At 43.4% G+C, this 25,027-nt stretch carries 36 protein-coding genes; all 36 read right to left on the bottom strand.

Annotation, left to right across the window (positions count from 1 at the left end):
• Positions 1-51 precede the first annotated feature (51 nt).
• The 36 genes from JR334_10660 to JR334_10485 all read right to left on the bottom strand — a co-directional run bounded on the left by JR334_10660 (position 52) and on the right by JR334_10485 (position 25,023).
• On the bottom strand, positions 52-813 hold the full coding sequence (locus JR334_10660; GenBank protein ID QRN85392.1) for an XdhC family protein: 762 nt from the start codon (positions 811-813) through the stop codon (positions 52-54).
• Between the two features lie 205 nt (positions 814-1,018).
• Positions 1,019-1,627 (bottom strand): flavodoxin family protein, encoded by a 609-nt coding sequence (locus JR334_10655; protein QRN85391.1) that lies wholly within the window; start codon positions 1,625-1,627, stop codon positions 1,019-1,021.
• A 27-nt stretch (positions 1,628-1,654) separates the two neighbouring features.
• Positions 1,655-2,491, bottom strand: a complete 837-nt coding sequence (locus JR334_10650; protein ID QRN85390.1) for a MurR/RpiR family transcriptional regulator — start codon at positions 2,489-2,491, stop codon at positions 1,655-1,657.
• Positions 2,492-2,621: 130 nt separating this feature from the next.
• Positions 2,622-3,308, bottom strand: a complete 687-nt coding sequence (locus JR334_10645) for a V-type ATP synthase subunit D (GenBank protein QRN85389.1) — start codon at positions 3,306-3,308, stop codon at positions 2,622-2,624.
• 3 nt (positions 3,309-3,311) lie between these two features.
• On the bottom strand, positions 3,312-4,703 hold the full coding sequence (locus tag JR334_10640; protein ID QRN85388.1) for a V-type ATP synthase subunit B: 1,392 nt from the start codon (positions 4,701-4,703) through the stop codon (positions 3,312-3,314).
• Entirely contained in the window at positions 4,696-6,468 is a 1,773-nt protein-coding gene (locus JR334_10635) for a V-type ATP synthase subunit A (GenBank protein ID QRN85387.1), read from the bottom strand. The genes JR334_10640 and JR334_10635 overlap by 8 nt, the downstream gene beginning before the upstream one ends.
• A 26-nt stretch (positions 6,469-6,494) precedes the next feature.
• Entirely contained in the window at positions 6,495-6,815 is a 321-nt protein-coding gene (locus JR334_10630) for a V-type ATP synthase subunit F (protein ID QRN85386.1), read from the bottom strand.
• Entirely contained in the window at positions 6,808-7,815 is a 1,008-nt protein-coding gene (locus JR334_10625; protein ID QRN85385.1) for a V-type ATP synthase subunit C, read from the bottom strand. The genes JR334_10630 and JR334_10625 overlap by 8 nt, the downstream gene beginning before the upstream one ends.
• Positions 7,816-7,839: 24 nt before the next feature.
• Positions 7,840-8,442, bottom strand: a complete 603-nt coding sequence (locus JR334_10620; protein QRN85384.1) for a V-type ATP synthase subunit E — start codon at positions 8,440-8,442, stop codon at positions 7,840-7,842.
• A gap of 11 nt (positions 8,443-8,453) precedes the next feature.
• On the bottom strand, positions 8,454-8,921 hold the full coding sequence (locus JR334_10615; protein QRN85383.1) for a V-type ATP synthase subunit K: 468 nt from the start codon (positions 8,919-8,921) through the stop codon (positions 8,454-8,456).
• A gap of 1 nt (position 8,922) precedes the next feature.
• Positions 8,923-10,836, bottom strand: a complete 1,914-nt coding sequence (locus JR334_10610) for a V-type ATP synthase subunit I (GenBank protein QRN85382.1) — start codon at positions 10,834-10,836, stop codon at positions 8,923-8,925.
• A gap of 1 nt (position 10,837) precedes the next feature.
• Entirely contained in the window at positions 10,838-11,152 is a 315-nt protein-coding gene (locus tag JR334_10605) for a hypothetical protein (GenBank protein ID QRN85381.1), read from the bottom strand.
• 409 nt (positions 11,153-11,561) lie between these two features.
• Complete coding sequence (gene rpsI / locus JR334_10600; protein QRN85380.1) at positions 11,562-11,957, bottom strand: 30S ribosomal protein S9; 396 nt, start codon at positions 11,955-11,957, stop codon at positions 11,562-11,564.
• A 16-nt stretch (positions 11,958-11,973) separates the two neighbouring features.
• Positions 11,974-12,408 (bottom strand): 50S ribosomal protein L13, encoded by a 435-nt coding sequence (rplM, locus tag JR334_10595; protein QRN86922.1) that lies wholly within the window; start codon positions 12,406-12,408, stop codon positions 11,974-11,976.
• A gap of 139 nt (positions 12,409-12,547) precedes the next feature.
• Positions 12,548-13,297 (bottom strand): tRNA pseudouridine(38-40) synthase TruA, encoded by a 750-nt coding sequence (truA, locus tag JR334_10590; GenBank protein QRN85379.1) that lies wholly within the window; start codon positions 13,295-13,297, stop codon positions 12,548-12,550.
• 11 nt (positions 13,298-13,308) lie between these two features.
• Positions 13,309-14,100: an energy-coupling factor transporter transmembrane protein EcfT gene (locus tag JR334_10585; protein ID QRN85378.1), complete on the bottom strand. Its 792-nt coding sequence runs from the start codon at positions 14,098-14,100 to the stop codon at positions 13,309-13,311.
• On the bottom strand, positions 14,093-14,956 hold the full coding sequence (locus JR334_10580) for an energy-coupling factor transporter ATPase (protein QRN85377.1): 864 nt from the start codon (positions 14,954-14,956) through the stop codon (positions 14,093-14,095). Before JR334_10580 ends, JR334_10585 begins: the two co-directional genes overlap by 8 nt.
• Complete coding sequence (locus tag JR334_10575) at positions 14,950-15,771, bottom strand: energy-coupling factor transporter ATPase (GenBank protein QRN85376.1); 822 nt, start codon at positions 15,769-15,771, stop codon at positions 14,950-14,952. Before JR334_10575 ends, JR334_10580 begins: the two co-directional genes overlap by 7 nt.
• A 254-nt stretch (positions 15,772-16,025) precedes the next feature.
• Positions 16,026-16,367 carry a 50S ribosomal protein L17 gene (gene rplQ, locus JR334_10570; protein ID QRN85375.1) on the bottom strand — a complete coding sequence of 114 codons (342 nt, stop codon included), beginning with the start codon at positions 16,365-16,367 and terminating at the stop codon, positions 16,026-16,028.
• 31 nt (positions 16,368-16,398) lie between these two features.
• Positions 16,399-17,349 (bottom strand): DNA-directed RNA polymerase subunit alpha, encoded by a 951-nt coding sequence (locus JR334_10565; protein QRN85374.1) that lies wholly within the window; start codon positions 17,347-17,349, stop codon positions 16,399-16,401.
• A gap of 48 nt (positions 17,350-17,397) precedes the next feature.
• Entirely contained in the window at positions 17,398-18,024 is a 627-nt protein-coding gene (gene rpsD, locus JR334_10560; GenBank protein ID QRN85373.1) for a 30S ribosomal protein S4, read from the bottom strand.
• A gap of 14 nt (positions 18,025-18,038) precedes the next feature.
• A complete protein-coding gene (rpsK, locus tag JR334_10555) occupies positions 18,039-18,428 on the bottom strand; it encodes a 30S ribosomal protein S11 (protein ID QRN85372.1) in 390 nt (129 codons plus the stop codon).
• A 16-nt stretch (positions 18,429-18,444) separates the two neighbouring features.
• Positions 18,445-18,813, bottom strand: coding sequence for a 30S ribosomal protein S13 (gene rpsM, locus JR334_10550; GenBank protein QRN85371.1), 369 nt, complete (start codon positions 18,811-18,813; stop codon positions 18,445-18,447).
• Positions 18,814-18,939: 126 nt separating this feature from the next.
• Positions 18,940-19,053, bottom strand: coding sequence for a 50S ribosomal protein L36 (gene rpmJ, locus JR334_10545; GenBank protein ID QRN85370.1), 114 nt, complete (start codon positions 19,051-19,053; stop codon positions 18,940-18,942).
• Positions 19,054-19,081: 28 nt separating this feature from the next.
• A complete protein-coding gene (gene infA / locus JR334_10540) occupies positions 19,082-19,300 on the bottom strand; it encodes a translation initiation factor IF-1 (GenBank protein ID QRN85369.1) in 219 nt (72 codons plus the stop codon).
• A gap of 4 nt (positions 19,301-19,304) precedes the next feature.
• Positions 19,305-19,592: a KOW domain-containing RNA-binding protein gene (locus tag JR334_10535; GenBank protein QRN86921.1), complete on the bottom strand. Its 288-nt coding sequence runs from the start codon at positions 19,590-19,592 to the stop codon at positions 19,305-19,307.
• Positions 19,593-19,611: 19 nt separating this feature from the next.
• A complete protein-coding gene (gene map / locus JR334_10530) occupies positions 19,612-20,358 on the bottom strand; it encodes a type I methionyl aminopeptidase (GenBank protein ID QRN85368.1) in 747 nt (248 codons plus the stop codon).
• Positions 20,359-20,369: 11 nt separating this feature from the next.
• The gene (locus tag JR334_10525; GenBank protein QRN85367.1) at positions 20,370-21,011 is read right to left on the bottom strand and encodes an adenylate kinase; all 642 of its coding nucleotides are present in this window, start codon (positions 21,009-21,011) and stop codon (positions 20,370-20,372) included.
• A gap of 19 nt (positions 21,012-21,030) precedes the next feature.
• Positions 21,031-22,284, bottom strand: coding sequence for a preprotein translocase subunit SecY (secY, locus tag JR334_10520; protein QRN85366.1), 1,254 nt, complete (start codon positions 22,282-22,284; stop codon positions 21,031-21,033).
• Entirely contained in the window at positions 22,284-22,724 is a 441-nt protein-coding gene (rplO, locus tag JR334_10515) for a 50S ribosomal protein L15 (GenBank protein QRN85365.1), read from the bottom strand. Before rplO ends, secY begins: the two co-directional genes overlap by 1 nt.
• Positions 22,725-22,736: 12 nt before the next feature.
• Positions 22,737-22,925, bottom strand: coding sequence for a 50S ribosomal protein L30 (rpmD, locus tag JR334_10510; GenBank protein QRN85364.1), 189 nt, complete (start codon positions 22,923-22,925; stop codon positions 22,737-22,739).
• 12 nt (positions 22,926-22,937) lie between these two features.
• Positions 22,938-23,441, bottom strand: a complete 504-nt coding sequence (rpsE, locus tag JR334_10505) for a 30S ribosomal protein S5 (GenBank protein QRN85363.1) — start codon at positions 23,439-23,441, stop codon at positions 22,938-22,940.
• Positions 23,442-23,456: 15 nt separating this feature from the next.
• Positions 23,457-23,825, bottom strand: a complete 369-nt coding sequence (gene rplR, locus JR334_10500; GenBank protein ID QRN85362.1) for a 50S ribosomal protein L18 — start codon at positions 23,823-23,825, stop codon at positions 23,457-23,459.
• Between the two features lie 39 nt (positions 23,826-23,864).
• Positions 23,865-24,401: a 50S ribosomal protein L6 gene (gene rplF, locus JR334_10495; GenBank protein QRN85361.1), complete on the bottom strand. Its 537-nt coding sequence runs from the start codon at positions 24,399-24,401 to the stop codon at positions 23,865-23,867.
• Between the two features lie 16 nt (positions 24,402-24,417).
• Positions 24,418-24,816, bottom strand: a complete 399-nt coding sequence (gene rpsH / locus JR334_10490; protein QRN85360.1) for a 30S ribosomal protein S8 — start codon at positions 24,814-24,816, stop codon at positions 24,418-24,420.
• A 21-nt stretch (positions 24,817-24,837) separates the two neighbouring features.
• Positions 24,838-25,023 carry a type Z 30S ribosomal protein S14 gene (locus tag JR334_10485; protein QRN85359.1) on the bottom strand — a complete coding sequence of 62 codons (186 nt, stop codon included), beginning with the start codon at positions 25,021-25,023 and terminating at the stop codon, positions 24,838-24,840.
• Positions 25,024-25,027 lie beyond the last annotated feature (4 nt).

Below are 25,027 nucleotides of genomic sequence, written 5' to 3'. Positions count from 1 at the left end.
AAAAGAAGAAGGGGGATTCCCCTTCCTCATATCATACATAAACAATCCATTTTACAATTTTTCATTTCGAACTTTTACAATCTGTGCCAAGATACTCAGGCCCACTTCTTCGGGTTGACGTCCTCCCAGTGGAATACCAATCGGCGCATATAGGGCATCCAACTGGGAGGCTTTTATGCCTCTCTTTAGCAGATTGGACTTAATCCGCTCCGCCTTTTTTTGGCTACCCAGCATACCCAGATAAGCATGCGGTTTATTTACCAAAGCATATAATAATTCCTCGTCCGATTTATGTGAAGAACTAGCAACCACTACATAGGTATCTTCATGGAAGGAAATTTTCTCCATACTTTCTGTAAAAGCACCCGCCATGATTTTTGCATGAGGGTAGCGTTCTTCACTTAGAAAGCCGTCTCTGTCATCTAGCATCACAATCGTAAAGTGCAGCATTTCCGCAAGCAGGTAAAGTTGGTAACCTACGTGACCTGCACCAAAAATCAGCAACTGCTCCCGTGGTTTAAAGATTTTGAAGAAAAGGCAAACCTTACCGGAAACCATGCCCTTGTCCGTCTTAATCTCATATTCTTTCAGCTCACACCTGTTTTGTGCGATCAGCTCCTGAGCATGCTTGATGGCTTCATATTCAACAGAACCACCTCCTACCGTACCAGAAATAGTCCCGTCTTTTTTGACCACCATCATGGTCCCAGCCATCCTAGGCGTCGTGCCTTCCGTCTTCGCCACAGTTACCTGACAGATTGCATGACCTTTCTTCAATTCTTCTTGCATCACCATTAGGCTTTTCGATTCCATATCAAACTCCTTACCGATTTTCAGTTCTAAACCTACTAGCTTGCACCTTGCTTATTCTTACTTCGTCTACTATAAAAAATATCAGCAGATAGAATATCTCCGGCTATGAACAAAAAAACCATCTCCATTATACCAGGAATCTGCCGCTTTGGGCTTATATGTCTCCTTTAACAGCCTTTAGAAAAACGGTCCTGTTTAAAAAAGCTTATTCTTCTTTTCCCTTGCATACTAAAGACACCATTTCAGCCAATTTTTGTGCCACTTGTATCGCCGTCTTCATACCAATTTCATCGGCGTCTACACCTGCTGCACCTTGGTCTTTAGACCAAACTTTACCACCATGGTAGCCGAAAGCTTCATTTGAAACCACATTGATTCCACGGGCTAAAAGCAGGTTATTCATCGTATTGACTGCAATCTCTTGTCCACCATTTCGAGTTCCTCCAACAGCAATACTAGCACCGAGCTTATGCCTGGTTATATCTTGATATACGTGATGGAGTGGACGCATGCGTGAAAAAAGAGCCATCAGCTGGGGGGTGGGTTCCATCACATACACTGGACTAAGCATGAGTATACCATCTGCTGTAACAATCTCCTTAATCATATCATTGGCATCATCCTTTATGATACACCAATCTTTTTTGCGTTTACAATAATCGCAGGCAGTACATGGTTCTACCTTTTTCCCTTTCAAAGAGATCAGTTCCGTCTCCATGTCGGGGTATTTTTCTTTGATGCTCGCAAGCGCCACTTCTGCTACATGTTGCGTTGCCTTGTTTCGGGGGCTTCCAGATATTGCAATAATTTTCATAACTTCCTCCTTTTTTCTAAACGTGCATCAGTTCCAATCTTCAAGGATTATATCCTTGGTCTTGTTCAGCATTTCATCTCTTTTATCAGCTGGCATGATCTCCATAAGTCTATAGAATATGACATCGACAATATTCAATAGGGAAATCCTTGTTTCCCCAGTGCCGGTAACATAATTGCCCATTTTTTGGCCCACACCATATATGTGAATACTAGATAGCTCACTAAGTGAAGATCCAATGCCGCAGCAAATCGTAATAATCTGCGCTCCCATCTTTTTAGCTATGCTAACAGCCTCTATGGTGCCCTTTGCTTCTCCGGAAAGGTCAAAGGCTATGACCAAATCTAAAGGCCCGGAGACGGCCGCCTGCATCTTCTGAATGCGTCTTGCTTGGTCATAGTGGCATACAATACCCAAACGAAGCATCTTCTGAGAGAAATCAAGGATTATGGGCGCAACCGCAGAGGAACCAACTAGAAAAATCCGGCTGGCCTGCGCAATGCTTCCAGCAATTTTCTCAATTTGCTGTTCATCCAAAAGATACTGGGTATCGAGGCAGGCTTGGGCGTTGGCGTACATGGTCTTTCGTATTAGACCGACCGCTTCATCCGTTTTGGATTTCGCAATATTTTCTTGGGCTAGATGGAGGCTGAACTCCTTGAATCCGCCATAGCCTAAGCGCCGACAGAATCGGCTTACACTGGCCTTACTTGTCTGCGTTTTGTTGGCCAAGGTATCAATATCTATCGTAGAAGTGGTCTCATTTTCCAAGATATAGTCTGCTATCTTTTTTTCAGCAGGGTGCAAGCGCATATAACTGCTCCGGATCCTTGGTTGCAATCCCAAATCATCTTTGTAATTCATTTCCAGCACCTCTTCTCTCGTGAAAACTTTTTCCATATCATTGTATCAGACCTTTGCCATAGATAAAAGAAGATCCGCTTTTTTTCTAAAAAAAAGGAACCCTGAATCTCAGAGTTCCTTAAATATTTACTTATACTTCTAATTCTTCTAATGCACGTTTAGCTAGTATTTCCTTACGTTCCCGCTCAGCAATCATGTCCTTCACCTTCATCAGACGAATTCTTGAGCCTCTTTCATCCTCATCCAGCTTCATCGTGATATAGCGAATGGTTTCTTCCATTTGCGGAATCATAACGTATTCCAGCGCATTAACACGCCTTCTTGTTTTCTCAATCTCATCAGCAAGCAATTGACAAGACTTCTCTTTTTCAGCCAAATCCAACATAGCCGGTAAAATACCCGACAGATTCTGAATCGCGCCATCTAACTGTTCTGAAGTGCTAGAAAAACTGTAGGGGTAGGGTGAAACATCCTTGTCGAACACTTCCCGGTAGTGAATAACCGGACAGTACACGCTCATAATGTTCTTTTTCCCTACTTCCAATTCCACACTTCTAGTCGGGACCATAATGGCTTCCTCCAGTTCTTGTTCCGGAGTAACCGCCCGTGTGAGCACAAAGCTCTGTAAAGCAGCCGCAATCTTCACTTCGACCTGTTCCCGAAGAGCCCGATTTTCCTTAACCAGCTCTAGAAACTGACGTACCATCTCATCTCTCTTATCCTTCAAGAGTTTATGACCTCTGCGGGCAACCTTAACACGGCCCTTGATGCGCGATAGCTCCATTCTTGTTGGACTTACATTCAACAATTGAGCCATAGGTTATTCATCTCCTTTGCCGTTCAAAGACGGCAGATATTTCTCGATGTATTCCTCGCGAATCCTCTTAAGTTCATTTTTAGGCAAGATATCTAGCAACTTCCATCCCAAAGATAAGGTGTCTTCAATGCTACGATTGGTTTCATAGCCCTGGGACACATATTGTTTCTCGAATTCATCCGCAAACTTTGCAAACAGCTTGTCGGTATCAGACAGGGCGCCTTCCCCCAGAATAACAGCCAATTCCTTGGCTTCCTTACCACGTGCATACGCCGCAAACAACTGGTTCATGGTATCTGCATGGTCTTCTCTGGTCTTATCTTTACCAATTCCTTTATCCTTCAAACGAGACAAGGAAGGTAACACGTTGATAGGCGGTTCAATACCAGAACGGTGCAATTCTCTAGATAGAATAATCTGTCCTTCTGTGATGTAACCAGTCAAATCAGGAATGGGATGAGTCTTGTCATCCTCCGGCATGGTCAAAATAGGAATCTGGGTAATAGAACCTTCCTTGCCTTTAATTCTACCTGCACGCTCGTACATGGTTGCCAAGTCAGTATATAGATAACCTGGATAGCCACGACGACCTGGTACTTCTTTTCTCGCTGCCGATACTTCACGCAGAGCTTCAGCATAGTTGGTGATATCTGTTAGGATTACCAAGACATGCATACCCTTTTCATACGCCAGATATTCAGCTGCGGTTAGAGCCATACGGGGAGTCGCGATACGTTCAATAGCTGGGTCATTTGCCAGGTTCATAAATAGCACTGTACGCTCGATGGCACCGGTCTTACGAAAATCAGAAATAAAAAATTCTGCTTCTTCATACGTAATTCCGATGGCGCCAAATACTACAGCGAACTTACTGTCTGAGCCCAAAACCTTCGCTTGACGCGCAATCTGCGCAGCCAATTGAGCGTGAGGCAAACCACTTCCTGAAAATACGGGAAGTTTTTGTCCGCGCACCAAGGTATTCAATCCATCAATGGCTGAAATACCAGTCTGAATAAACTCAGATGGATAGTCTCTAGAAGCTGGATTCAATGGTTCTCCATTAATATCTAGTCTTTCCTCCGCAATAATGTCCGGGCCACCATCAATCGGCACACCCAGTCCTGAGAATACTCTACCCAACATATCTTCTGATACGGCTAACTCGATACCATGTCCAAGAAAACGACATTTGGAACTAGAAATTTGCAATCCTTGCGATCCCTCAAACAACTGAATCATCGCTTTATCGCCATTTACTTCCAATACTCGTCCCTGACGAATTTCACCATTTTTCTGTTCAATTTCCACTAGCTCATAATATTTAACACCGTCGACACCATCAACTAGCATCAAGGGGCCTACTACTTCTCTAATTGACTTATATTCTTTAAGCATACGGCAGATCCCCTTTCGGAATTAGTTCTGCTACTTCATTCTTGATTTCCTGAATCAAATCATCTAGCTCTTCAATCCGCTCCTCGTGTACATACTTGGCACGGCCAATTTTTTCACGAACTGGCAACTTGAGTAGATCCTCAAACTCAGCACCTTCCCTAAAAGCATTGGTAGCCTCATTGTGGAAGCTTAAGATTAGACTCATCATCTTGTATTGTTTTTCTAAACTAGTAAAGGTATCTACCTCATGGAATGCATTTTGGTGCAAATAGTCTTCACGAATCGAACGTGCCGTTTCCATTACCAAGCGGTCAGTTAACGACAGGGCATCAACACCAACCAAACGGACAATTTCTTCCAACTCAGCTTCTTTTTGCAAAAGGCTCATTGCTTCGCGTCGTTTGTCATTCCAATCTTCATGCGTTGCATCCCCCATCGCCTTAGCTAGGCGATTGGTATACAAAGAGTAGCTGTTCAACCAGTTAATGGCTGGAAAGTGTCTTCTGTACGCAAGCGCTGAATCCAAGCCCCAGAACACTTTTACGATTCGCAGTGTTCCTTGCGATACCGGCTCCGAAATATCACCACCTGGAGGAGATACGGCTCCAATGGCCGTAATAGCTGCCTCACGCTCGTCTGAGCCTAAGCATAGAACACGTCCTGCACGCTCATAGAACTCCGCCAAACGGGAGGATAAATAGGCTGGGTAGCCTTCCTCACCAGGCATTTCTTCAAGACGGCCAGACATCTCACGCAATGCTTCTGCCCAACGTGAAGTAGAATCCGCCATAATCGCTACAGAGTATCCCATATCACGGAAATATTCAGCAATGGTAATCCCTGTGTAGATCGAAGCTTCACGAGCAGCCACAGGCATGTCCGAGGTATTGGCAATCAAAACTGTACGTTTCATCAAGGCCTCGCCAGTTTTGGGGTCTTTCAACTCTGGGAATTCCATCAAAACATCGGTCATCTCATTGCCACGCTCGCCACAGCCAACGTATACGATAATATCGGCATCAGCCCATTTTGCCAACTGATGCTGTACCACCGTCTTTCCGGATCCAAACGGTCCAGGAACAGCAGCGGTACCACCTTTGGATACGGGGAAAAATGTATCGATAACCCGTTGTCCAGTAACCATCGGAACTTCCGGAGAAAGTTTTTTCTTGTATTGTCTTCCAATCCGTACAGGCGTTTTTTGACGCATAATTACGTCTTTCACTTCGCCGCTTTCCGTTCTTACCCGGCAAACCGGCTCAACAATGGTAAAGTCTCCTTCAAAAATTGCCTCAATCGTACCTTCCGTACCCACGGGTACCATGATACGATGCTCTACACTGAGTGTTTCTTGGACGGTTCCGATAATATCACCTGGAATAACCACGTCGCCTTCTTTTTTAACGGGTTTAAACGCCCATTTCTTTTCAGTGTTCAAAGGACTTACTTCCACACCACGTGTGATGCGGTCACCAACTTTTTCTCTAATTTCAGTCAAGGGTCTTTGAATGCCGTCGTAGATGGCTTCAATCAATCCTGGGCCCAACTCAACACTGAGCGGTTCTCCCGTTGATTCCACCATTTCCCCAGGTCCAAGCCCAGCTGTTTCTTCATATACCTGAATCGATGCTTTGTCACCACGCATTTCGATAATTTCACCAATCAAACGTTTATCGCTTACTCGAACTACGTCGTACATTTTTGCATCGGCCATTCCGCTGGCTACTACCAACGGTCCGGATACTTTTTCAATCCTACCTTGCAAGGGACTCTCCTCTCTTTCTGACAGATTTAGTCTTCCTTGAACAGAATATCTGTTCCGATGGCCTTCTCTACGCTTTCCTTGATTGCCATCATACCTATGCCGGTTGAACCTTTGGCTCCCGGAATCAAAATAATGGCTGGAAAAGGCCTGCTTGTATATTTGTCAATCGTCTCTTTGGCTTTCATGGCCGTTTCCTCAGTAATAAATATTACCGCATAGTCATTTCTGGCCAAGGTGTTGAGTGTATTCGAAATTTCTTCTTCTTCGTATGCGGCAAACACATCTAATCCTAGGGACTTAAATCCCAAGATGGCATCTCTTTCACCTACTACTCCGATTTTATGCATAGCACTCACGCAACCTTTCCTTGATAACCTCTTTTGGCAGTCCGTTTAATTTGCCTACCATGATGAGTCGGACAGCCTTGGCTTCGTATTCTTTCGCAAGTAAATAGCCAAGAACTGGTTCTATACCCGAATAGTTATTTTGGGACAAGCGCTTGATTTCCTCCAGCATCCTATTTTGAATGTTTCGTTCCAAAATACTGAGATTACCGCTATCCCTATAGAGGGCTAATGACTCCGCAAACATGTCGCGGTATTCTGTGCCGGATAAGACATCTAGCTCTAAATCCATATTTTCATCAATTCCCTTCCAAAAGGAACGTTCATTGATAGTACCTCCCGGTATATATACTCCGGAAAAGTAATGAGAACCGAAGCCAGCCCTATTGGTTCTAAAAAAAGATAAGATATTAATCCAATCAATCTCTTTGCGAAAATAATTCATAATTGCAGGCATCTTTTCTTTCTTGGCAATTCGTAGAATCTCCGCATACATAGCCCGGTCTAAAATCACATCCATTTTTTGGGGATCAACTTTTTCATCCATTTCCGAACGAACATCGTAAATGGCCTCTTGTAGATATGCCGGCAAAGCGGCAAAATCATCATCCTTGAATGCTTGGTTGAATACCACCAAATCTATGGCACCAAAGGGAGAAATAAACTCCGGAAATTCACGACCAAGCGTTTTTGCTTTAATCATCACCTTGACATTGTTAACATCATGGTGCATGAAAAATAAGTTGCTGACTGCCAGGTTTGGGGAAATCTTCTCAAGCAGTTCCTTCAGAGATTTCAACTCAGCTTCCAGAACCTTTTCATATTCCCAAGGGCCCTGTAAATCTGACATTGCGGCTCCATATTCTCCGCTTTCTCCCAGTATTTTCAGTGCATCCTCGGCAGAAGCAGCCTCTACCATTCGCTCAATTTTCATTTTGTCCATCAATTGTGACTCTAGCGCATGAATTCTCGCCACGCTATAGGTGTTGCTAGGTTGAGCCATGGGCATACCTCTCTTTCTACCAATCTAACTGAATAAGACACTAGCGACTTCTGCTTCCAATGATTTGCGCACTGCCTTAACCAAAGCATCTAGATTGCAGTTAATCTCAGAAAGTTCTCCCTGAAGTACAAAACCCTTAGCGAACTCTCCGGCTTCTTCAACCAATCTAAGCTTTCCAACCTTGCCTTGTTCTTCGAGTTTCTGATTAACCTTTTTCAAAAAGGCTTCATCCACTAAATCCTTATCTCCTTCAGATACTAGGACTCTTTCTTCTCCTGTTTCCGCATAAGCCAATATGAGGTCGGATAGCCACTTACCATATCTATCTTTATCCATTTCCTCAAACGCTTCAATCACATTAGAGAAGGCCAAATCAATGGTTTCTTGTTTGGCAGCCAAGCGCATTTTGCGTTCTTCCAAGGCAGCGCCCGTAAGCATACGTGCCTTCTTTTTGGCAGCTTCTTCCGAATTATACTCCTTGCGAAGTGCAAGCTCCTTTTCAAGCTCTTTTCTTTTGGCCGCTATCTTCTCTTCTGCGCGCGCATTGGCCAGTTGGATTTGTTTATCGGCTTCAGCCCTAGCATCCCGTAAAATTTCACTTTCTATTGCTTTCAGGCTATTACTCATTATATTTACCCTTAGATGAAGTATACAACTAGGAAGGAAGCAAGCAAGGCCAATACAGCGTATGTTTCAACCATAGCCGATAGAATCATGGCTTTTCCGACTTCTTTAGGTCGTTTGGCGATTACACTAACACCGGCAGTGGATACTTTACCTTGTTGTATAGCAGAAATTAGTCCAACAAATGCAATCGGTAGGGAACCTGTAAGATAGAGCATACCTTCCGATACGGTTACCGGGTCCATACCACCAAACACATTGATCTTGGTCATGATGATAAAACCTACCAAGAGACCATAGATACCTTGGGTACCTGGGAGCAATTCAAGAATCAGAACCTGACCAAACTTATCTGGGTCCTCGGTTACAACGCCTGCACCAGCTTCACCAGCATTCTTAACACCCATTGAAGAGCCGATTCCTGGTAGAATTACGGCTAGAGCTACTCCTAAAATTGCAAGAACTTGTCCAGTTAAAAACATTTTATTTTGCCTCCTCTTTTTCAAATGAAATATATTTTGGTTCCTTATGCAACGGCTCGAATGCATGACCACCGCCCATGAAAAACTTGCTGAAAAATTCAACATAGATTAGCCGGCTGCCATGCACGAAGGCACCCAGTCCGCCAATAAACAGATTAAACGCATGGCCTAGAACAAAAACGATTGCCGCAAAAAAATATCCAACGACATTGGTGCCCACCATAATCGCAATTTGATTGAAAACCATGGCTACAACCGCGGACGATAATAGCAAGGCGAACAATCGTGAGTAAGATAGGACATCACTTAGATAACCAGTAATACCATACAAACTACCTAGCCCACCTAGTATCTTGCCGAAAATATTCTTTTTCTCTCGACCTGCTGTTAAAAGTAGGCCAAGCGCTCCTGCGATCGCCAAATACTTGCCCCAGGAAAAAATTGCCATCATGGGTAAACCAAGCAATAGCAAGTACCAGAATCCAACGTCAAACAGCGCATCAAAGTATTTTTTCTCTTTAATGAGCATATAGGCTTTCACACCCATACCGACTAGGACATGGATAAAACCAATTCCCAAGCAAATTGCCAACATATTAACGGGTTTGTCCATGGGATTTAGAAGCAAGGGTTTGACGCCTAAACGTGTTCCCATATCTCCAAAATAGCTACCCAACAACACACCCCAGATAATACTGGCAATGCCACCATACATTATGACGCCGCCGAGTTTTTTTGCACCGCCTGTCGCTTTTTTCTTAAATAAGAATCCACCAATCGACATGAGTAGGCCATATCCGACGTCACCCATCATCAAGCCCAAAAACAATGCATGGAATGGTGCTACCACATTGTTGGGGTCAATACTATTCGAAGCTGGAACACTATATAGATTGGTAACCATTTCATAGGGTGAAACCGGAACTACATTTTCCGTATATACCGGGAACGGTTCGTCATCTTCTGGTTCAGCAAATGAAAGCTTATAGAATTCAGTCTGCTCTTTTATGAGATCTTCCAATTTCTGTTTATCGCTATCTTTTACCCAACCTTTCAGTGCAAAGGTCTTTTCACTGATTACCGCCTGATTGGCGGCCTTTTCACGTTGCAAATGCATCTGCAAGACATCTAGCAGCATCATCAGACGAGGCCGTTTGCCTGCCAATTCCTCTGCTCTATCTTGTAATAAGGTCTTTTGTTTAAAGAGTTCTTCAATCTTCTTTTCAAGTTCTCTAATGATTTCTTCAGGAGTACCTTTTTCATCACCGAAATTCACCTGGGTAAAATCGTACTTTTTGGTGGCTTCACGGGCTTTATCCCGGAGGCTCTTATGCAATACGATGAAGAAATAGGCATCTTCTTTTTCTTCTCCCAGATCCTTGAGTTCTGCCAAATCATACTGGGCCACCGTTTCAATAAACTCTGCAGCCATGGCCTTGGGAACACTACCAGCACGTACAATGACATGGGCAGTATCTTCAAGGTCTTCCAATGACAAGTTCAAGCCCAACCAAGGTATGTACTTGTCCACTTCATTACGTAGTCTATGACGTCTACTGTCAATTTCATTTTCTTCAGTATCAAAGTCACGACAGACCTGAGCAATGGATAAAATTTCATCCTTGTCCGCCCATATATCATCCAAATCACTGGCGCGTACAATAATTTTTTTCTCTTGCTCCGTTGCAACCCGGTCACCTAAGAAGCGTAAGGCAAACTCCACTTCAGAGATTTCTCTTTCCAATCGTTCAATGGTTTCGTTAGCCGTCTTAAAATTCAATGAAGAAAACCATTCCTCATTCTCCACTCCTTCTAGACGTTCCATTTCCACGATTTCAAGAAATCCAGTATCTTGAAAAGCTTGTAGAATTCTTTCCTTGTCTTTTGCTAGGCCGATTAAATCAACCTTGCTCATATCAATGATGGCCAAGTGAATTCACAATCCTTTCCATAATCAGGTTTGTGGCCTGATCCAGATTTTTTTCTCCATTCTTTTTGATATCCATGCATACTTTCTCGTTTTCCGCCTTTGATAATTCAATTGCCGCGAATGCTTCCTTTTCGGCTAGCGAATCTTTCTGTTTGGCGTCGAGTTGTCCCTGTTGTGTGAAATCCAGCGTCATCTCAGCGATTATCTCGTCTGCTTTTCTCATCAATTCTCTGGTTTCTTCACCAGCCTGATTGATAATTTCTTCCGCTTCCGCTTCCGCCTGATGGATTGATTTCATCATTTCAAGAGCCAATCGGAATCACCTCTTTTCCTATCAAAATAATAGGCATATTTAAAGCCCTTATGCAAAATAATATCACATTGACCATTAAATTCAATAGCTAAGCCCCTAAAGAACTTGGTATTGTTTGCCTAGATATTAATGACATTCACAATGCCTGCAACGGTCTGACCCATTTTCCAACTCCCCGCCTTGCAAAATAGTTCATTTTAACTGTCAATGCAATTCCGTTTGTGCATTTGTTCACTTTTAACCGGCTTTTCCTAGAATTTTCACATGCTTCTACACAAAACCTGCCACTGCAAATCAGAATCCAGTATATTGGCCTATTTAAGTCTGACTAGGACAAATGGAGCCTTGCGTCATATCTTTGCATAAAAAAACCCGGGAATATATCCCGGGTAGATTTTTAACGTTTTGAGAACTGTGAAGCTTTTCTGGCTTTTTTCAAACCATACTTTCTTCTTTCTTTCATTCTTGAATCTCTAGTCAAGAAACCAGCTTTTTTCAAAGGTTTTCTCAACTTATCATCTGCTACTAGAAGAGCCCTGGAGATGCCCAGTCTAACTGCACCGGCTTGTCCTCTTACGCCACCGCCGTGAACTTGTGCGATTACATCAAATCTTGATGCATTCTCTGTTAGTTCGAGAGGTTGCTTAACAATCATTTCCAGTGTTTTTTTGCCCAAGTACTCAGCCATAGGACGATTATTGATAACTACATTTCCTTCGCCTGGTACCAATCTTACTCTTGCAACGGCGTCCTTACGACGTCCCGTGCCTCTGTAATAAACTACGTTTGCCATTTTGACTCCCCCTTTCCTAGCCTATTTCCAAAACTTCAGGTTGCTGAGCTTCATGTGGATGCTCACTGCCGGCATAGACTTTCAGTTTCTTAATCATATCACTGCCTAGCTTGTTGTGAGGAATCATACCACGAACTGCAATCGAGATAATACGCTCAGGATGCTTTGTTAGCATCTCTGCGTAAGGAATCTCTTTTAAGCCGCCCGTATAACCTGAGTGTCTTCTATAGAGTTTCTGACTTGCTTTATTACCAGTAACAACAACTTTCTCTGCATTGATTACAATTACGAAATCCCCCGTGTCTACGTGAGGAGTATATATAGGCTTGTGTTTGCCTTTTAGTACGCTAGCAATCTCTGTAGCCAACCGGCCCAAAGTTTTGCCTTCAGCGTCCACGATATACCATTTTCTTTGCACATCTTGTGCCTTTGCCATAAAGGTACTCATGATTTGACCTCCAATAATATTTCTTTTATTTCAATTACCTTCTATAGAAATCGTACAAACGGGGCTCTTGTTTATACAACCGCTACAAACAGCGAACTTAATTATATTGAATAAGCACTTACTTGTCAACCGCACCCGTTGATTATTCCCTATAATCCACCTTATGCAGGTACAAGCCTTGCGGAGGTGCTGTTTCACCCAGTAGAGAACGGTCTCCAGAAATTAGTGCCTCTTGAATTTGCTCTTTCCTAACTCGTCCTTCCGATACTGCCAATAGCGTACCAACAATAATCCGGACCATGTTATAAAGAAAGCCATTTCCTTCCACTTCAACATATACCATGTCGCCCACCTTGCTGATTTCCATCCTATAGATAGTCCTAGTAAAGGTCGTGGCGGAACTACCGGAGGAACAAAAAGCCCTAAAATCATGCTTTCCAACCAACAAGTTCGCAGCTTGTTTCATCGCCTCTAAATCCAACTTCCTAGAATACTCTAAACATCTTCCATTTAAAAATACATCGCGGTCAGGCGCATTATGAATCATATAGCGATAGGTTTTTTTCTTGGCATTGGCAATTGTATGAAAGTCCTCGTCAACTTCTCGCGCATCTAAAACCCAAATATCGTTGGGAAGCAAACCATTTAAGGCTCGCTTAAAGCGATCCGTCGGTACACTAGACGCCGTGCGAAACATCACAGGCTGGTCTTCTGCATGTACACCACTATCCGTCCGCCCAGAGGCAATGACTCGTATGTTTTCTTTACATAGCACCTCTAGGGCTTGTTCTAACACCTGTTGTAAGGTAGGTTTTGGACTTCCATTTGTCTGAATCTGCCAACCACAGTAATTGCTGCCGTCATACGCCAGACGCAAAAGAATCTTTCTCATGTGCACCCCTATTATAGAAAGAAAAAGGCCGCAACCATAGCTGTTCCCATCCCCAGCGTTACGATTAGGTCTGTCTTTCTGTAAACCAATTGTTTCATGCGAGTACGTCCTTCACTACCACGGTAGCAACGTGCTTCCATGGCCATTGCTAGTTCATCCGCTCGTCTAAAGGCACTGACAAACAAGGGTACCAGCAAGGGAATCATGGCCTTGGCTCTCTGCCAAATATTACCGGATTCAAAATCAGCACCTCTTGCTTTTTGCGCCTTCATAATTTTATCCGTCTCATCAATCAGGGTTGGTATGAATCTAAGTGCAATACTCATCATCATGGCCAGTTCATGAGCCGGTAAGCCTAGCTTTGCAAAGGGCGTTAACAGCTTCTCTAGCCCGTCCGTTAAACTCATGGGTGCCGTGGTTAGCGTAAGCAAGCTAGCAAATAACACCAAAAAGATTAATCGTAGGGCCATAAAGGAAGCCTTCATAATTCCTTCATAGGTAATTGTGAGCGGACCCAGTTCAAGTAAAATTCGCCCAGGCGTTAAAAACATATGCAAACCCACAGTAAATATTAAAATAATAAAGATGGGCTTCAATCCTTTTAAAAGGTAAATCAAGGGAATCTTAGCAATCAAAATAACGGCCAAGGTCAATCCCAATATGAATAGGTAGGAGTATAAATGTTTGACTCCAAAGATGCCTATCATGAAGAAAAGTACCGACAGGATCTTTGTTCTAGGGTCTAGGCGATGAATAAAACTATCTCCTGGAAGATACTGCCCGATGGTGATATCTCTAAACATGAGAAACACCCCCCTTGATTGCAAGAATCTCCTGTGTTGCTTCTTCTATACTAAAGATTTCCGTATTGACATCGTAGCCTTTTTGTTTCAGTTTAAGCATGAGTTTGGTGACAGAAGGAATATCTAACCCCATATCATAAAGCATCTTATATTCCTTAAATACTTTTCTAGGTTCATCGTCTAGGACAATTTGACCCTTATTCATAACCAAAACTCTATCGGCATGCGCTGCTATATCATCCATACTATGTGATACCAAGATAATGGTAATATTCCTTTTTTGGCGCAACATATCGATCCGAGATAATATTTCTTCTCTGCCCTTAGGGTCTAATCCAGCTGTCGGTTCATCCAATACAAGAATCTTTGGCTGAGCCGCCAGCACACCCGCGATAGCCACCTTACGCATCTGCCCACCCGAAAGGGAAAAGGGAGAGCGGTCCTTATATTTTTCATAGGAAAGGCCTACATCCTCCAAGGCATTCTGGACTAGTTCTTCAATCTTTCCATCGCCTAAATTGAAATTTTTAGGAGCAAAGGCCACATCTTCAAATATGGTCTCCTCGAATAGCTGATCTTCGGGATACTGAAAAACCATTCCCACCTTTTTTCTTAGTTCCTTATTTGGTTTTTCTTTGCTGAAATAGTGTATTCCATCTAGCACCATCTCACCTGCACTAGGAATCAAGAGACCATTCAGATGTTGTACTAAAGTAGATTTACCACAACCAGTATGCCCAATAATCCCGATAAATTCTCCTTCACTCACCGTAAAACTGATGTCTTGGATGGCCTTCGTTTCGTAGGGAGTACCTGGTTTATACACATAGCTAATATTCTTCATTTCTATCAACATATTGCATCCACCATTTCATCTACCGTGAGAATCGTCCTATCCACTTCCACACCTGCATCATTCAACCTGGATGCTAGTTCCGTCATCGGGGGAACGTCCATGCGCAACGATTTGAGTAGTTGTACCTGGGAGAATATTTCTCTTGGTGTTCCTTGGGTCACAATCCTACCATTTTCCATTACCACCACACGGTCAGCATGGCTCGCTTCTTCCATATAGTGGGTAATATGGACAATCGTCAACCCCTCATCCTTGTTTAACCGTTGAATGGTCTCCATGACCTCTTTACGGCCTCTAGGGTCAAGCATAGCGGTAGGCTCATCTAATACTAGGTATTTGGGTCGCATAGCGATAACGCCCGCGATAGCCACCCTTTGTTTCTGACCACCAGATAGGTAATGTGGTTCTTTGGTGCCAAAGCCAGCCATGCCTACGGTTTCCAAGGCATCATCCACACGCTTACGGATTTCTCCCGACTCAATACCCAGGTTTTCACAACCAAAAGCCACATCATCTTCTACCGTAGTTGCGATCAGCTGATTGTCAGGATTTTGAAAAACCATACCCACTTTAGAACGAATATTCCAAATGTTATCTGGTTCTGTGCTTGAGAGTCCGTCAATGTACACCTGTCCCTCGCTAGGAATCAGCAAGCTATTCAAATGTTTGGCCAAGGTTGATTTACCAGATCCATTATGCCCTATAATCACAAGGAACTCCCCCTCATGAATGGTAAGAGATATCCCGGCTAGTGCCTGGACCTCATCATCAGTTTGTTTTTTATATGTGTGTATCACGTTCTCGATTTTTATCATAGTATCCTCTAACCGTCAAATATTTGCAGATTTCTAACTATACAATAATACCCCTAAGATTCTACGCTGGCAAGAATTAAGGGCGGGGCAGTGGGCCTAGTTTCTCACGAAGGATAATTGTATCGTTACAATTTACAAGCCCAGCATGCTTGTCATCTGCTTTCTGCTTCTCAACTAGACCATACTCCGGGCAATACTCACCTTGCCCCTACACTAACAAAGCAAAAAAAAGACTCCCTTACGGGAGTCTTACATTAATCTACCAATTCAAGAATTACCATCAGCGTAGCATCACCACGTCTATGGCCTTTCTTTATAATCCTAGTATATCCGCCATTTCTTTCAGCGTATTTGGGGGCTACTGTGTCGAATAATTTAGCGACAACACCCTCTTCTGTTATATATGCCAAAGCTTGTCTTCTCGCGTGCAGATCTCCTCTTTTACCAAGAGTAATCATTTTCTCCGCGATCTTTCTCGCTTCCTTGGCCTTAGGCTCAGTGGTCTCGATACGCTCTTCTTTAATTAGAGAGGTAACAAGATTTCTCAAACAAGCCCTACGGTGACTGGTATTCATTCCCAGTTTACGGTATCCCATGGCCTTAACCTCCTTCTTTAGAACTTAATTCTTACTCGTCGCTTGACTTCTTAAGTGAAAGGCCTAGTTCGGCCAATTTGTTGCCAACCTCGTCCAGAGATTTCTTTCCAAGGTTTCTGACTTTCATCATATCGGCTTCGGTTCTGGTAACCAGTTCCTCTACCGTGTTAATGCCAGCTCTTTTCAGACAATTATAGGAACGTACGGAGAAGTCAAGTTCTTCAATCGTTAGTTCGAGAACCTTATCCTTCTGCTCTTCTTCCTTCTCTACTAAAGGTACTTCAGCAGAGTTTATCTGTGACAATCCCATAAATAACTGCAGGTGATCATCTAAGATCTTAGCGCTTGCGCTTACAGCTTCTTCGGGACTGATGCTTCCGTCCGTCCATACTTCCAAAGTCAAACGATCAAAGTCCGTCTTTTCTCCTACCCGTACGTCACCTACTGTATAGTTGACTTTCGTGACTGGAGAATAAATGGAATCCACATAAATGGTTCCAATAGGATCTTCTTCTTTTTTATTTTTCGTACCGGCGACGTAGCCTCTACCTCTGCGCACATTGATTTCCATAAAGAGTCTGCCGTCAGCCTCTAAAGTAGCAATATGCATATCAGGGTCGAGAATCTCTATCTCGGGATCCGCAATAATATCTCTTGCTTTAACCTCGCCTTCACCCTCTGCTTCAATTCTCAATGTTTTCGGCTCAGAACTACTGCTTGCAAGGCGTAATGCCTTCATTTCCAAGATAATGTCTGTAGTGTCCTCGACAACCCCTGGGATGGTAGAAAACTCATGTAGTACTCCGTCGATCTTAATAGAATTGACAGCGATTCCCGGTAGCGAAGACAAAAGAAGTCTACGAAGAGCATTACCTAGCGTAATTCCGAAACCTCTTTCAAGAGGTTCTACCACAAATTTACCGTAGGTCTTCTCATCGTTTCCTTCGACATAGCTCACATCCGGTTTTTCAATTTCAAGCATACATGCCCTCCTTTTGATCCAGTGGTCTCAAAATAAGTAAGCAACAACTTATCTTGAATACAATTCAACAATCAGCTGTTCGTCGACTGGAATCACGATGTCTTCTCTTGTCGGCAGAGCTACTACTTTGCCAAAGAGGTCTTGGGCGTTAACGTCCATCCACTCAGGCGCCTTTTTACTAGCAGCCAACTCAGATAGGGCAACGAACTTCTCAGACTTCGCACTCTTTTCACGAACGCGAATTTCATCTCCAGCTTTAAGCAGGATGGAGGAAATATCCACCTTTTTGCCATTCAGCTCAAAGTGAGCATGTCTAATTAATTGACGCGCCTCCGCTCTAGAAGAAGCAAATCCCATGCGGAATACCACATTATCCAGTCTTCTTTCCAAAAGCACCAACAAGTTGGAGCCGGTTACGCCTCTTTGTCTTTCTGCTTCTTTATAGTACAGTCTAAATTGTTTTTCCAAAATGCCATAGATTCTTCTTACAGCCTGTTTGGCCCTAAGTTGAGTACCGTATTCAGTTACTTTTACTCTACCTTGTCCGTGCATACCTGGGGCATAGGCTCTACGTTCCATGGCGCACTTGTTTGAATAGCAACGATCGCCTTTTAGATAGAGTTTCATACCTTCTCTTCTACATTGACGACACACCGCTCCTGTATATCTAGCCATTCGCGCTATACCTCCTATACTCTTCTACGTTTGGGTGGTCTACATCCATTGTGCGGGATGGGAGTTACGTCTTTAATCAACGTTACTTCGAGACCAGCTACCTGCATCGCTCTGATGGCAGCTTCTCTGCCGGATCCAGGTCCCTTTACATAACACTCTACTTGTTTCAAGCCATGTTCCATTGCAGCTTTAGCAGCTTTTTCAGCCGCTTGTTGTGCAGCAAAAGGAGTACTCTTTCTTGAGCCTCTAAAGCCCATTCCACCAGCACTGGCCCAGGAAATTGCGTTACCGCTTTTATCCGTAATGGTAACCAGTGTGTTGTTGAAAGTTGACTTGATGTGCACAACACCGTATTCGATGTTTTTCTTATCCCTTTTTCTCGTACGGGCTTGTCTTTTTGCCATATCAGTCTACCCTCCTTTACTTCTTCTTCGCAACCGCGCCACGCTTAGGACCTTTTCTGGTTCTAGCGTTGTTCTTGGTATTTTGTCCGCGTACAGGCAAACCTCTTCTGTGGCGCATTCCGCGGTAAGATCCAATCTCAATTAGGCGTTTGATGTTCAGTTGAACTTCTCTTCTCAGATCCCCTTCAACTGTAAAGTTCTTTGAAATACTCTCTCTCAGTTTACTGACTTCATCTTCAGTCAGATCTTTGACTCTGGTATCCGGATTTATGCCGGTTTCTGCCAGAATCTTCTGAGCTGTAGTTCTACCAATACCATAGATATAGGTGAGTCCGATTTCAACTCTTTTTTCTCTTGGTAAGTCAACTCCAGAAATACGAGCCATTAAGCTATACCTCCAATAATTTCTATTAAATATCTATGATTCCAACGCAAGTAAGCCCTTATGGGCTCTCGTTAAAATCGTGAACAGTCGGGAATTCACTTTCGTGATAGCCGCTCCCGGGTCTGATTATCCTTGCACTTGTTTATGCTTAGGATTCTCGCAAATAACCATTACTTTGCCTTTTCTTTTAATAATCTTGCATTTCTCACAGATGGGTTTTACGGACGGTCTTACTTTCATTTCCGATACCCTCCTTTTCTTTATTTATCTATTTATAGCGATAGGTGATTCTTCCTTTGGTCAAGTCATATGGCGACAACTCAACCGTAACTCGGTCTCCCGGCAGAATACGGATAAAATTTACCCTAATTTTCCCAGAAACATGAGCCAAGATTTGATGTCCATTGGTTAATTCCACCTTAAACATTGCGCTAGGAAGGGATTCTAGTACCTTTCCCTCCATTTCAATTACATCTGCTTTGGACATGTATTCAACTCCTTTGTTCCAAATTACGATCTGTAACCAGTTCGTCGATGACCTTCCTGAGTTCAGTATTGCTCGGAAAAGTCCCTCCTTGCAATTTTACACGTATATCATTTTCTGTCAACCCTGTAAGGCTCAAATGTCTTATGTTTTTCCGTTTTGGGTTATGCAAATGCCTTAACTTGCCATCAGACACAAGCACCGTATTCGGGTCCAGGTCTTGGATAACCAAGTAAGGCCTGCCGAAATCTCGGCCAGCGGTAGAAAAAACCAACATACCCAAACGGTCTTTCATTTCTTCCATTTTAATATCCTTATAGTTTTGTCATAATTTGCGGTCCTTCAGCTGTAATTACAATCGTATGCTCGAAATGAGCCGATGGCTTTCCATCCAAAGTTTTAACAGTCCAACCATCAGAGAGTACCTTAACATGATGTTTTCCAAGGTTGACCATGGGTTCAATCGCTATGGCCATATGCTCTTGGAGTCTTAAGCCGCGATGCGGTGGACCGTAATTTGGCACCTGTGGATCTTCATGCAAGTTTTCTCCAATTCCATGTCCCACATAATCCCGGACAACAGAGAATCCATTTTTTTCACAATGCGATTGCACTGCGTGTGAAACATCTCCTAGGCGGTTACCAATCCTTGCCTGCTCGATGCCTTTGTACAATGATTCTTCTGTTACTTTGAGGAGTCTTTTTCGATCTTCATCGATTTCTCCGACTGGTAAAGAAATTGCCGCATCCCCATGAAAGCCATTCAGATATGCGCCTGCATCGATGGATACGATGGTTCCTTCTTTCAGGAGTAATTCTCCTGGAATACCATGAACCACTTCATCATCAATGGAAATACACAAACCTGCTGGAAATCCTCCATAGCCCTTAAAACTAGGTTCTGCTCCCGCTTGGTAGATCAATTGCTCTGCAGCCTGGTTAAGTTCCGCGGTACTGATGCCCGGTCTAACCATCTGCCGCATTAGGTCGTGGACCTGGGCAACGATTCTTCCAGCTTCTCTCATTTTCTTAATGTCTTCATCGTTCTTAATAGTAATCAATTTTCTACCTCTCAAAAACATCCTGATACGATGCGTTCGGTTGTTTCATCAATCGATAGATTCCCCTCAATGGTACACAGCAGGTTCTTCTGCTGGTAAAAATCCACCAGCGGACGTGTCGCATCATTGTAGATGCAAAGCCGTTTCCGGACTGTTTCTTCAGTATCGTCTTCTCGATGTACGATTTCTCCACCGCACGAATCGCAGACGCCCTCTACTCGAGGTGGTTTTTCCTGCAAATGATAGACAGCGCCACATACTCCACATATCCTTCTTGCTGTTAATCTAGAGACAATGTCCTGTGTGGGTACATCTAGATAAATCACACAATCAATGTTGTTGCCTACGTCGTGTAAAATGCTGTCTAAAGCTCGTCCCTGTATAAGGGTCCGAGGAAATCCGTCAAGAAGATAGCCTTCTTGGCAATCTTCCTGACTGAGTCTCTCTTTCACGATGGCCTCGGTAATCTCATCGGGAACCAGTTCGCCTTTATTAATATAGCGGGCAGCTAGTTTTCCAAGTTCCGAGTCCATTTTTATGGCATCTCTAAACATTTCTCCAGTAGATATATGAGGGATATTCAGTCTATCTGAAAGTATGGCCGCCTGAGTACCCTTACCCGATCCGGGTGGGCCCATCACCAGCAATCTCATATCTCTTACCTTCTTTCATCTAACCCATGAATCCTTTATAGTGCCTCATGAGTAATTGGCTTTCCAATTGTTTCATGGTATCAAGCGCTACACCAACCATGATGAGCAGGCTCGTACCACCAAATTGGAAATTTACACCCGTTGTTGCCCAAAGTACGTTTGGCATCAAGGCAATTAAGGCCAAGAATACAGCGCCAGAGAAGGTTACTCTGCTGACCACTTTCTCAATGTGTTCCGCCGTATATTTACCTGGTCTGTAGCCTGGAATAAATCCACCATGCTTCTTCAGATTGTCTGCTACATCTACCGGATTGAAAGTCATAGCCGTATAGAAGTAGGTAAAGAATAGAATCAGCAAACCATATACCAACATATACCAAATCGATGTAAAATCGAATATTCGGCTAACCCATTGTGCAAAACCACTATTCGGGAACCAAGATGCAATCGTTGTCGGAAACATTAGGATACTCATCGCAAAGATGATTGGGATTACACCCGCTTGATTCACTTTTAAAGGAATATGCGTGCTTTGTCCACCATATATTTTTCTTCCAATAACGCGTTTTGCATATTGAACGGGAATTCTTCTTTCACCTTCGTGAATTGCAATAACACCCATGATTACCACGGCTGCAACCACTAAGAATCCTACCATGGATACCCAAGATAACTCACCTGTTTGTAGGTATTTCACGGTAGATACCATGCCGCTCGGTAGTCTGGAAACAATACCAGCAAAGATAATGATGGAAATACCATTACCTATACCACGCTCGGTAATCATTTCCCCAAGCCACATTAGGAAAGCAGTACCTGCAGTCAAGGTCACTACTACTACCAAATAACTCCAAATACTTGTCGATTTTAGCGCTGGTTTCAAGTAAATCGTCATTCCGATTCCTTGTAAGGTGCCTAACACAACAGTTCCATACCGTGTTAGTTGTACCAGCTTTTTCCGGCCTTCCGGTCCCTCCTTGGAAAGATTCTCCAAGTAAGGTATCACTACAGTCAACAGATTCAAAATAATGCTTGCATTGATGTAAGGCATAATTCCTAAAGCAAACACGGTGAAGTTCTTAAAAGAACCACCTGACATAATGTTTAAGAATCCAAAGAAGTCACTTTGGAACATAGATGCCAGTGCCGCTTTATCGATGCCTGGGACAGGAATCGCTGCTCCCACACGATAGACTAGAATCATCAATCCTGTGAAAATCAGCTTATCCTTAATCTCTCCAACCTTGAACGCGTTCCGCAACGTTTCAAACATTAGATCACCTCAGCTTTTCCACCTGCTGCTTCAATTTTTGCCACAGCTGATTTGCTAAACGCGTTAGCCTTGACGATGAGCTTTCTTTCAAGTTCTCCGCTACCCAGAATCTTAACACCGTCGCCCAATTTTTTTATGGCGCCGGATTCTTTTAGAAGTTCCGGGGTAATCTCTGTGTTGTCTTCAAATCTGTTGAGTTTATCAACATTAATACTAACAATATTCTTGGCAAATACATTCGTAAATCCGCGTTTAGGTATACGGCGGATCAACGGCATTTGGCCACCTTCAAAACCAGGTCTCACTCCGCCGCCTGAACGGGACTTCTGTCCATCTTGTCCACGGCCTGCAGTTTTGCCTAAGCCAGATCCTACGCCTCTTCCCTTACGGGTAGCTTCGGTTCTAGAGCCTTTGGCAGGTTTCATTTCATGAAGTTTCAAAGCATCCACCTCCTATTCGTCGATTTCTTCCACTTTTACCAAGTGGGCTACTTTTTTGATTTTGCCAACGATGTCGGGCGTAGTAGTTTGAATAGCAGAGCTACCCAATTTCTTGAGACCAAGACTTTTTACAGTTTCGCCTTGTCTCTTAGTACGTCCGATGGTACTGTTCACGAGTGTAATTTTAACTTTATTCGTCATGACAATACCCCCTTAACCCAACAACTCTTCAACGGATTTACCGCGAAGCTTGGCAACACTCTCTGCAGTCTTCAAAGATTTCAAACCTTCCATGGTAGCGTATACCATGTTGTTTACGTTTGAAGATCCCAAAGATTTAGACAGGATGTTCTTAATACCAGCCAATTCCAATACCGCTCTCGCAGGGCCACCAGCAATAACGCCAGTACCTTCAGATGCCGGTTTCAGAAGCACAGCTCCTGCACCGAATTTGCCTACGATTTCATGCGGAATACTGGTGCCTTTCAAAGGAACAGTGATCAGTTCCTTCTTAGCCTTTTCAATGGCTTTCTTGATGGCTGACGGTACTTCGTTTGCTTTCCCGTAGCCAACACCTACACGGCCTTTTCCATCGCCCACTACTACCAAAGCGGTGAAGCTCATACGGCGTCCACCTTTAACTACTTTGGATACACGGTTGATGGAAACAACCTTCTCTTCAAATTCACTTTTTTCGCGCTTATCTCTTCTTTGCACTCGGTTGCCCTCCTTTTAAAATTCCAATCCGCCTTCTCTAGCACCATCAGCCAGAGCTTTGACTCTTCCATGGTACAAGAAACCACCACGGTCGAATACAACGGATTTCAATTGTTTTGCAACAGCTTTTTCAGCAACCAATTTACCTACAGCTGCTGCTGCCTCGATAGTACTGCTTTTTTCCAGTTTGCCGGCATTACTCAACTCTTTGCTAGATGCAGCCACCAAAGTCACACCTGCTACGTCATCAATCAACTGTGCATAGATGTGCTTGTTGCTACGGTATACCGCAAGTCTGGGACGTTCAGGAGTACCACTGATATTTCTTCTAACTCTTCTTCTTTTTTTGATTCGAAGAGCTTTCTTATCATCTTTCTTAAACATATATTTACAGCTCCTTTAAATCGGTTTTGTGCCGAACGCCTAAGCGCCGGTCTTACCAACTTTTCTGCGGACATACTCGCCAGCGTATTTGATTCCCTTGCCTTTGTATGGTTCAGGAGGTCTTACCGCTCTGACGTTGGCCGCAAATGCGCCCACCTTAGCTTTGCTAATGCCTTTAATACTGATTTTTGTCGGTGCAGGTACTTCCACCTGCAGATCATCACCCGGGTCCATCTCAACAGGATGCGAGTAACCAGCATTTATTACTAGTTTCTTGCCCTGCATCTGCGCCTTGTAACCAACTCCGACCATTTCAAGGTTCTTTTCAAAACCTTGGGTAACACCAATCACCATGTTGTTGATTAATGCTCTGGTCAAGCCGTGAAGAGCTCTATGCTCTTTCTTATCGCTAGGACGCGCAACAGTGATGACACCGTCAGTTAGGTCAATCTTCATGTCTTGATTGAAGGTATCCTCCAAAGTTCCCTTAGGACCTTTGACAGATACGTAGTTTTCATCGATTTTCACTTCAACTCCTGCAGGTACAGCAATTGGAGCATTTCCTATCCTTGACAATGTTTACACCTCCTGTCTACCATACGTAGCAGATGATTTCTCCGCCTACTCCATTGGTTCTGGCCTGCTTATCGGTCATAACACCTTTGGAAGTAGTAAGAATTGCGATACCCAAGCCATTCAAGACTTGTGGCACATCATCTTTACCTACGTGTACTCTCAATCCCGGTTTTGAAATTCTCTTAATTCCGGAAATTACATGTTCTCTGTTCTCACCGTATTTCATGTAGACTCTGATTACACCTTGCAACGAGTCTTCCACGAATTCCCAATTCTTGATATAGCCTTCTTCTTTAAGAATTTCAGCCAATGCTTTCTTCATCTTTGAAGCAGGAATTTCTACAGTAGCTTTCATAGCTGTATTCGCATTACGAATTCTGGTTAGAAAATCCGCTATTGGATCTGTCATTACCATGATTCTACCTCCTTCTGGAACCTACCAACTGGCCTTCTTAACGCCAGGGATTTCTCCTTTGTATGCACGCTCACGGAAACAAATTCTGCAGATGCCGAATTTTCTAATATAGCCGTGAGGTCTGCCGCAAATAGCGCAACGATTGTAGGCCCTTACGCTATACTTAGGAGTTCTCTGTTGTTTGGCGATCATTGATTTCTTTGCCATCTAT

It is taken from the genome of Clostridia bacterium (assembly GCA_016887505.1).
GTDB lineage: Bacteria > Bacillota > TC1 > TC1 > UBA5767 > UBA5767.
This window is presented reverse-complemented; position numbering and strand designations above follow the sequence as displayed.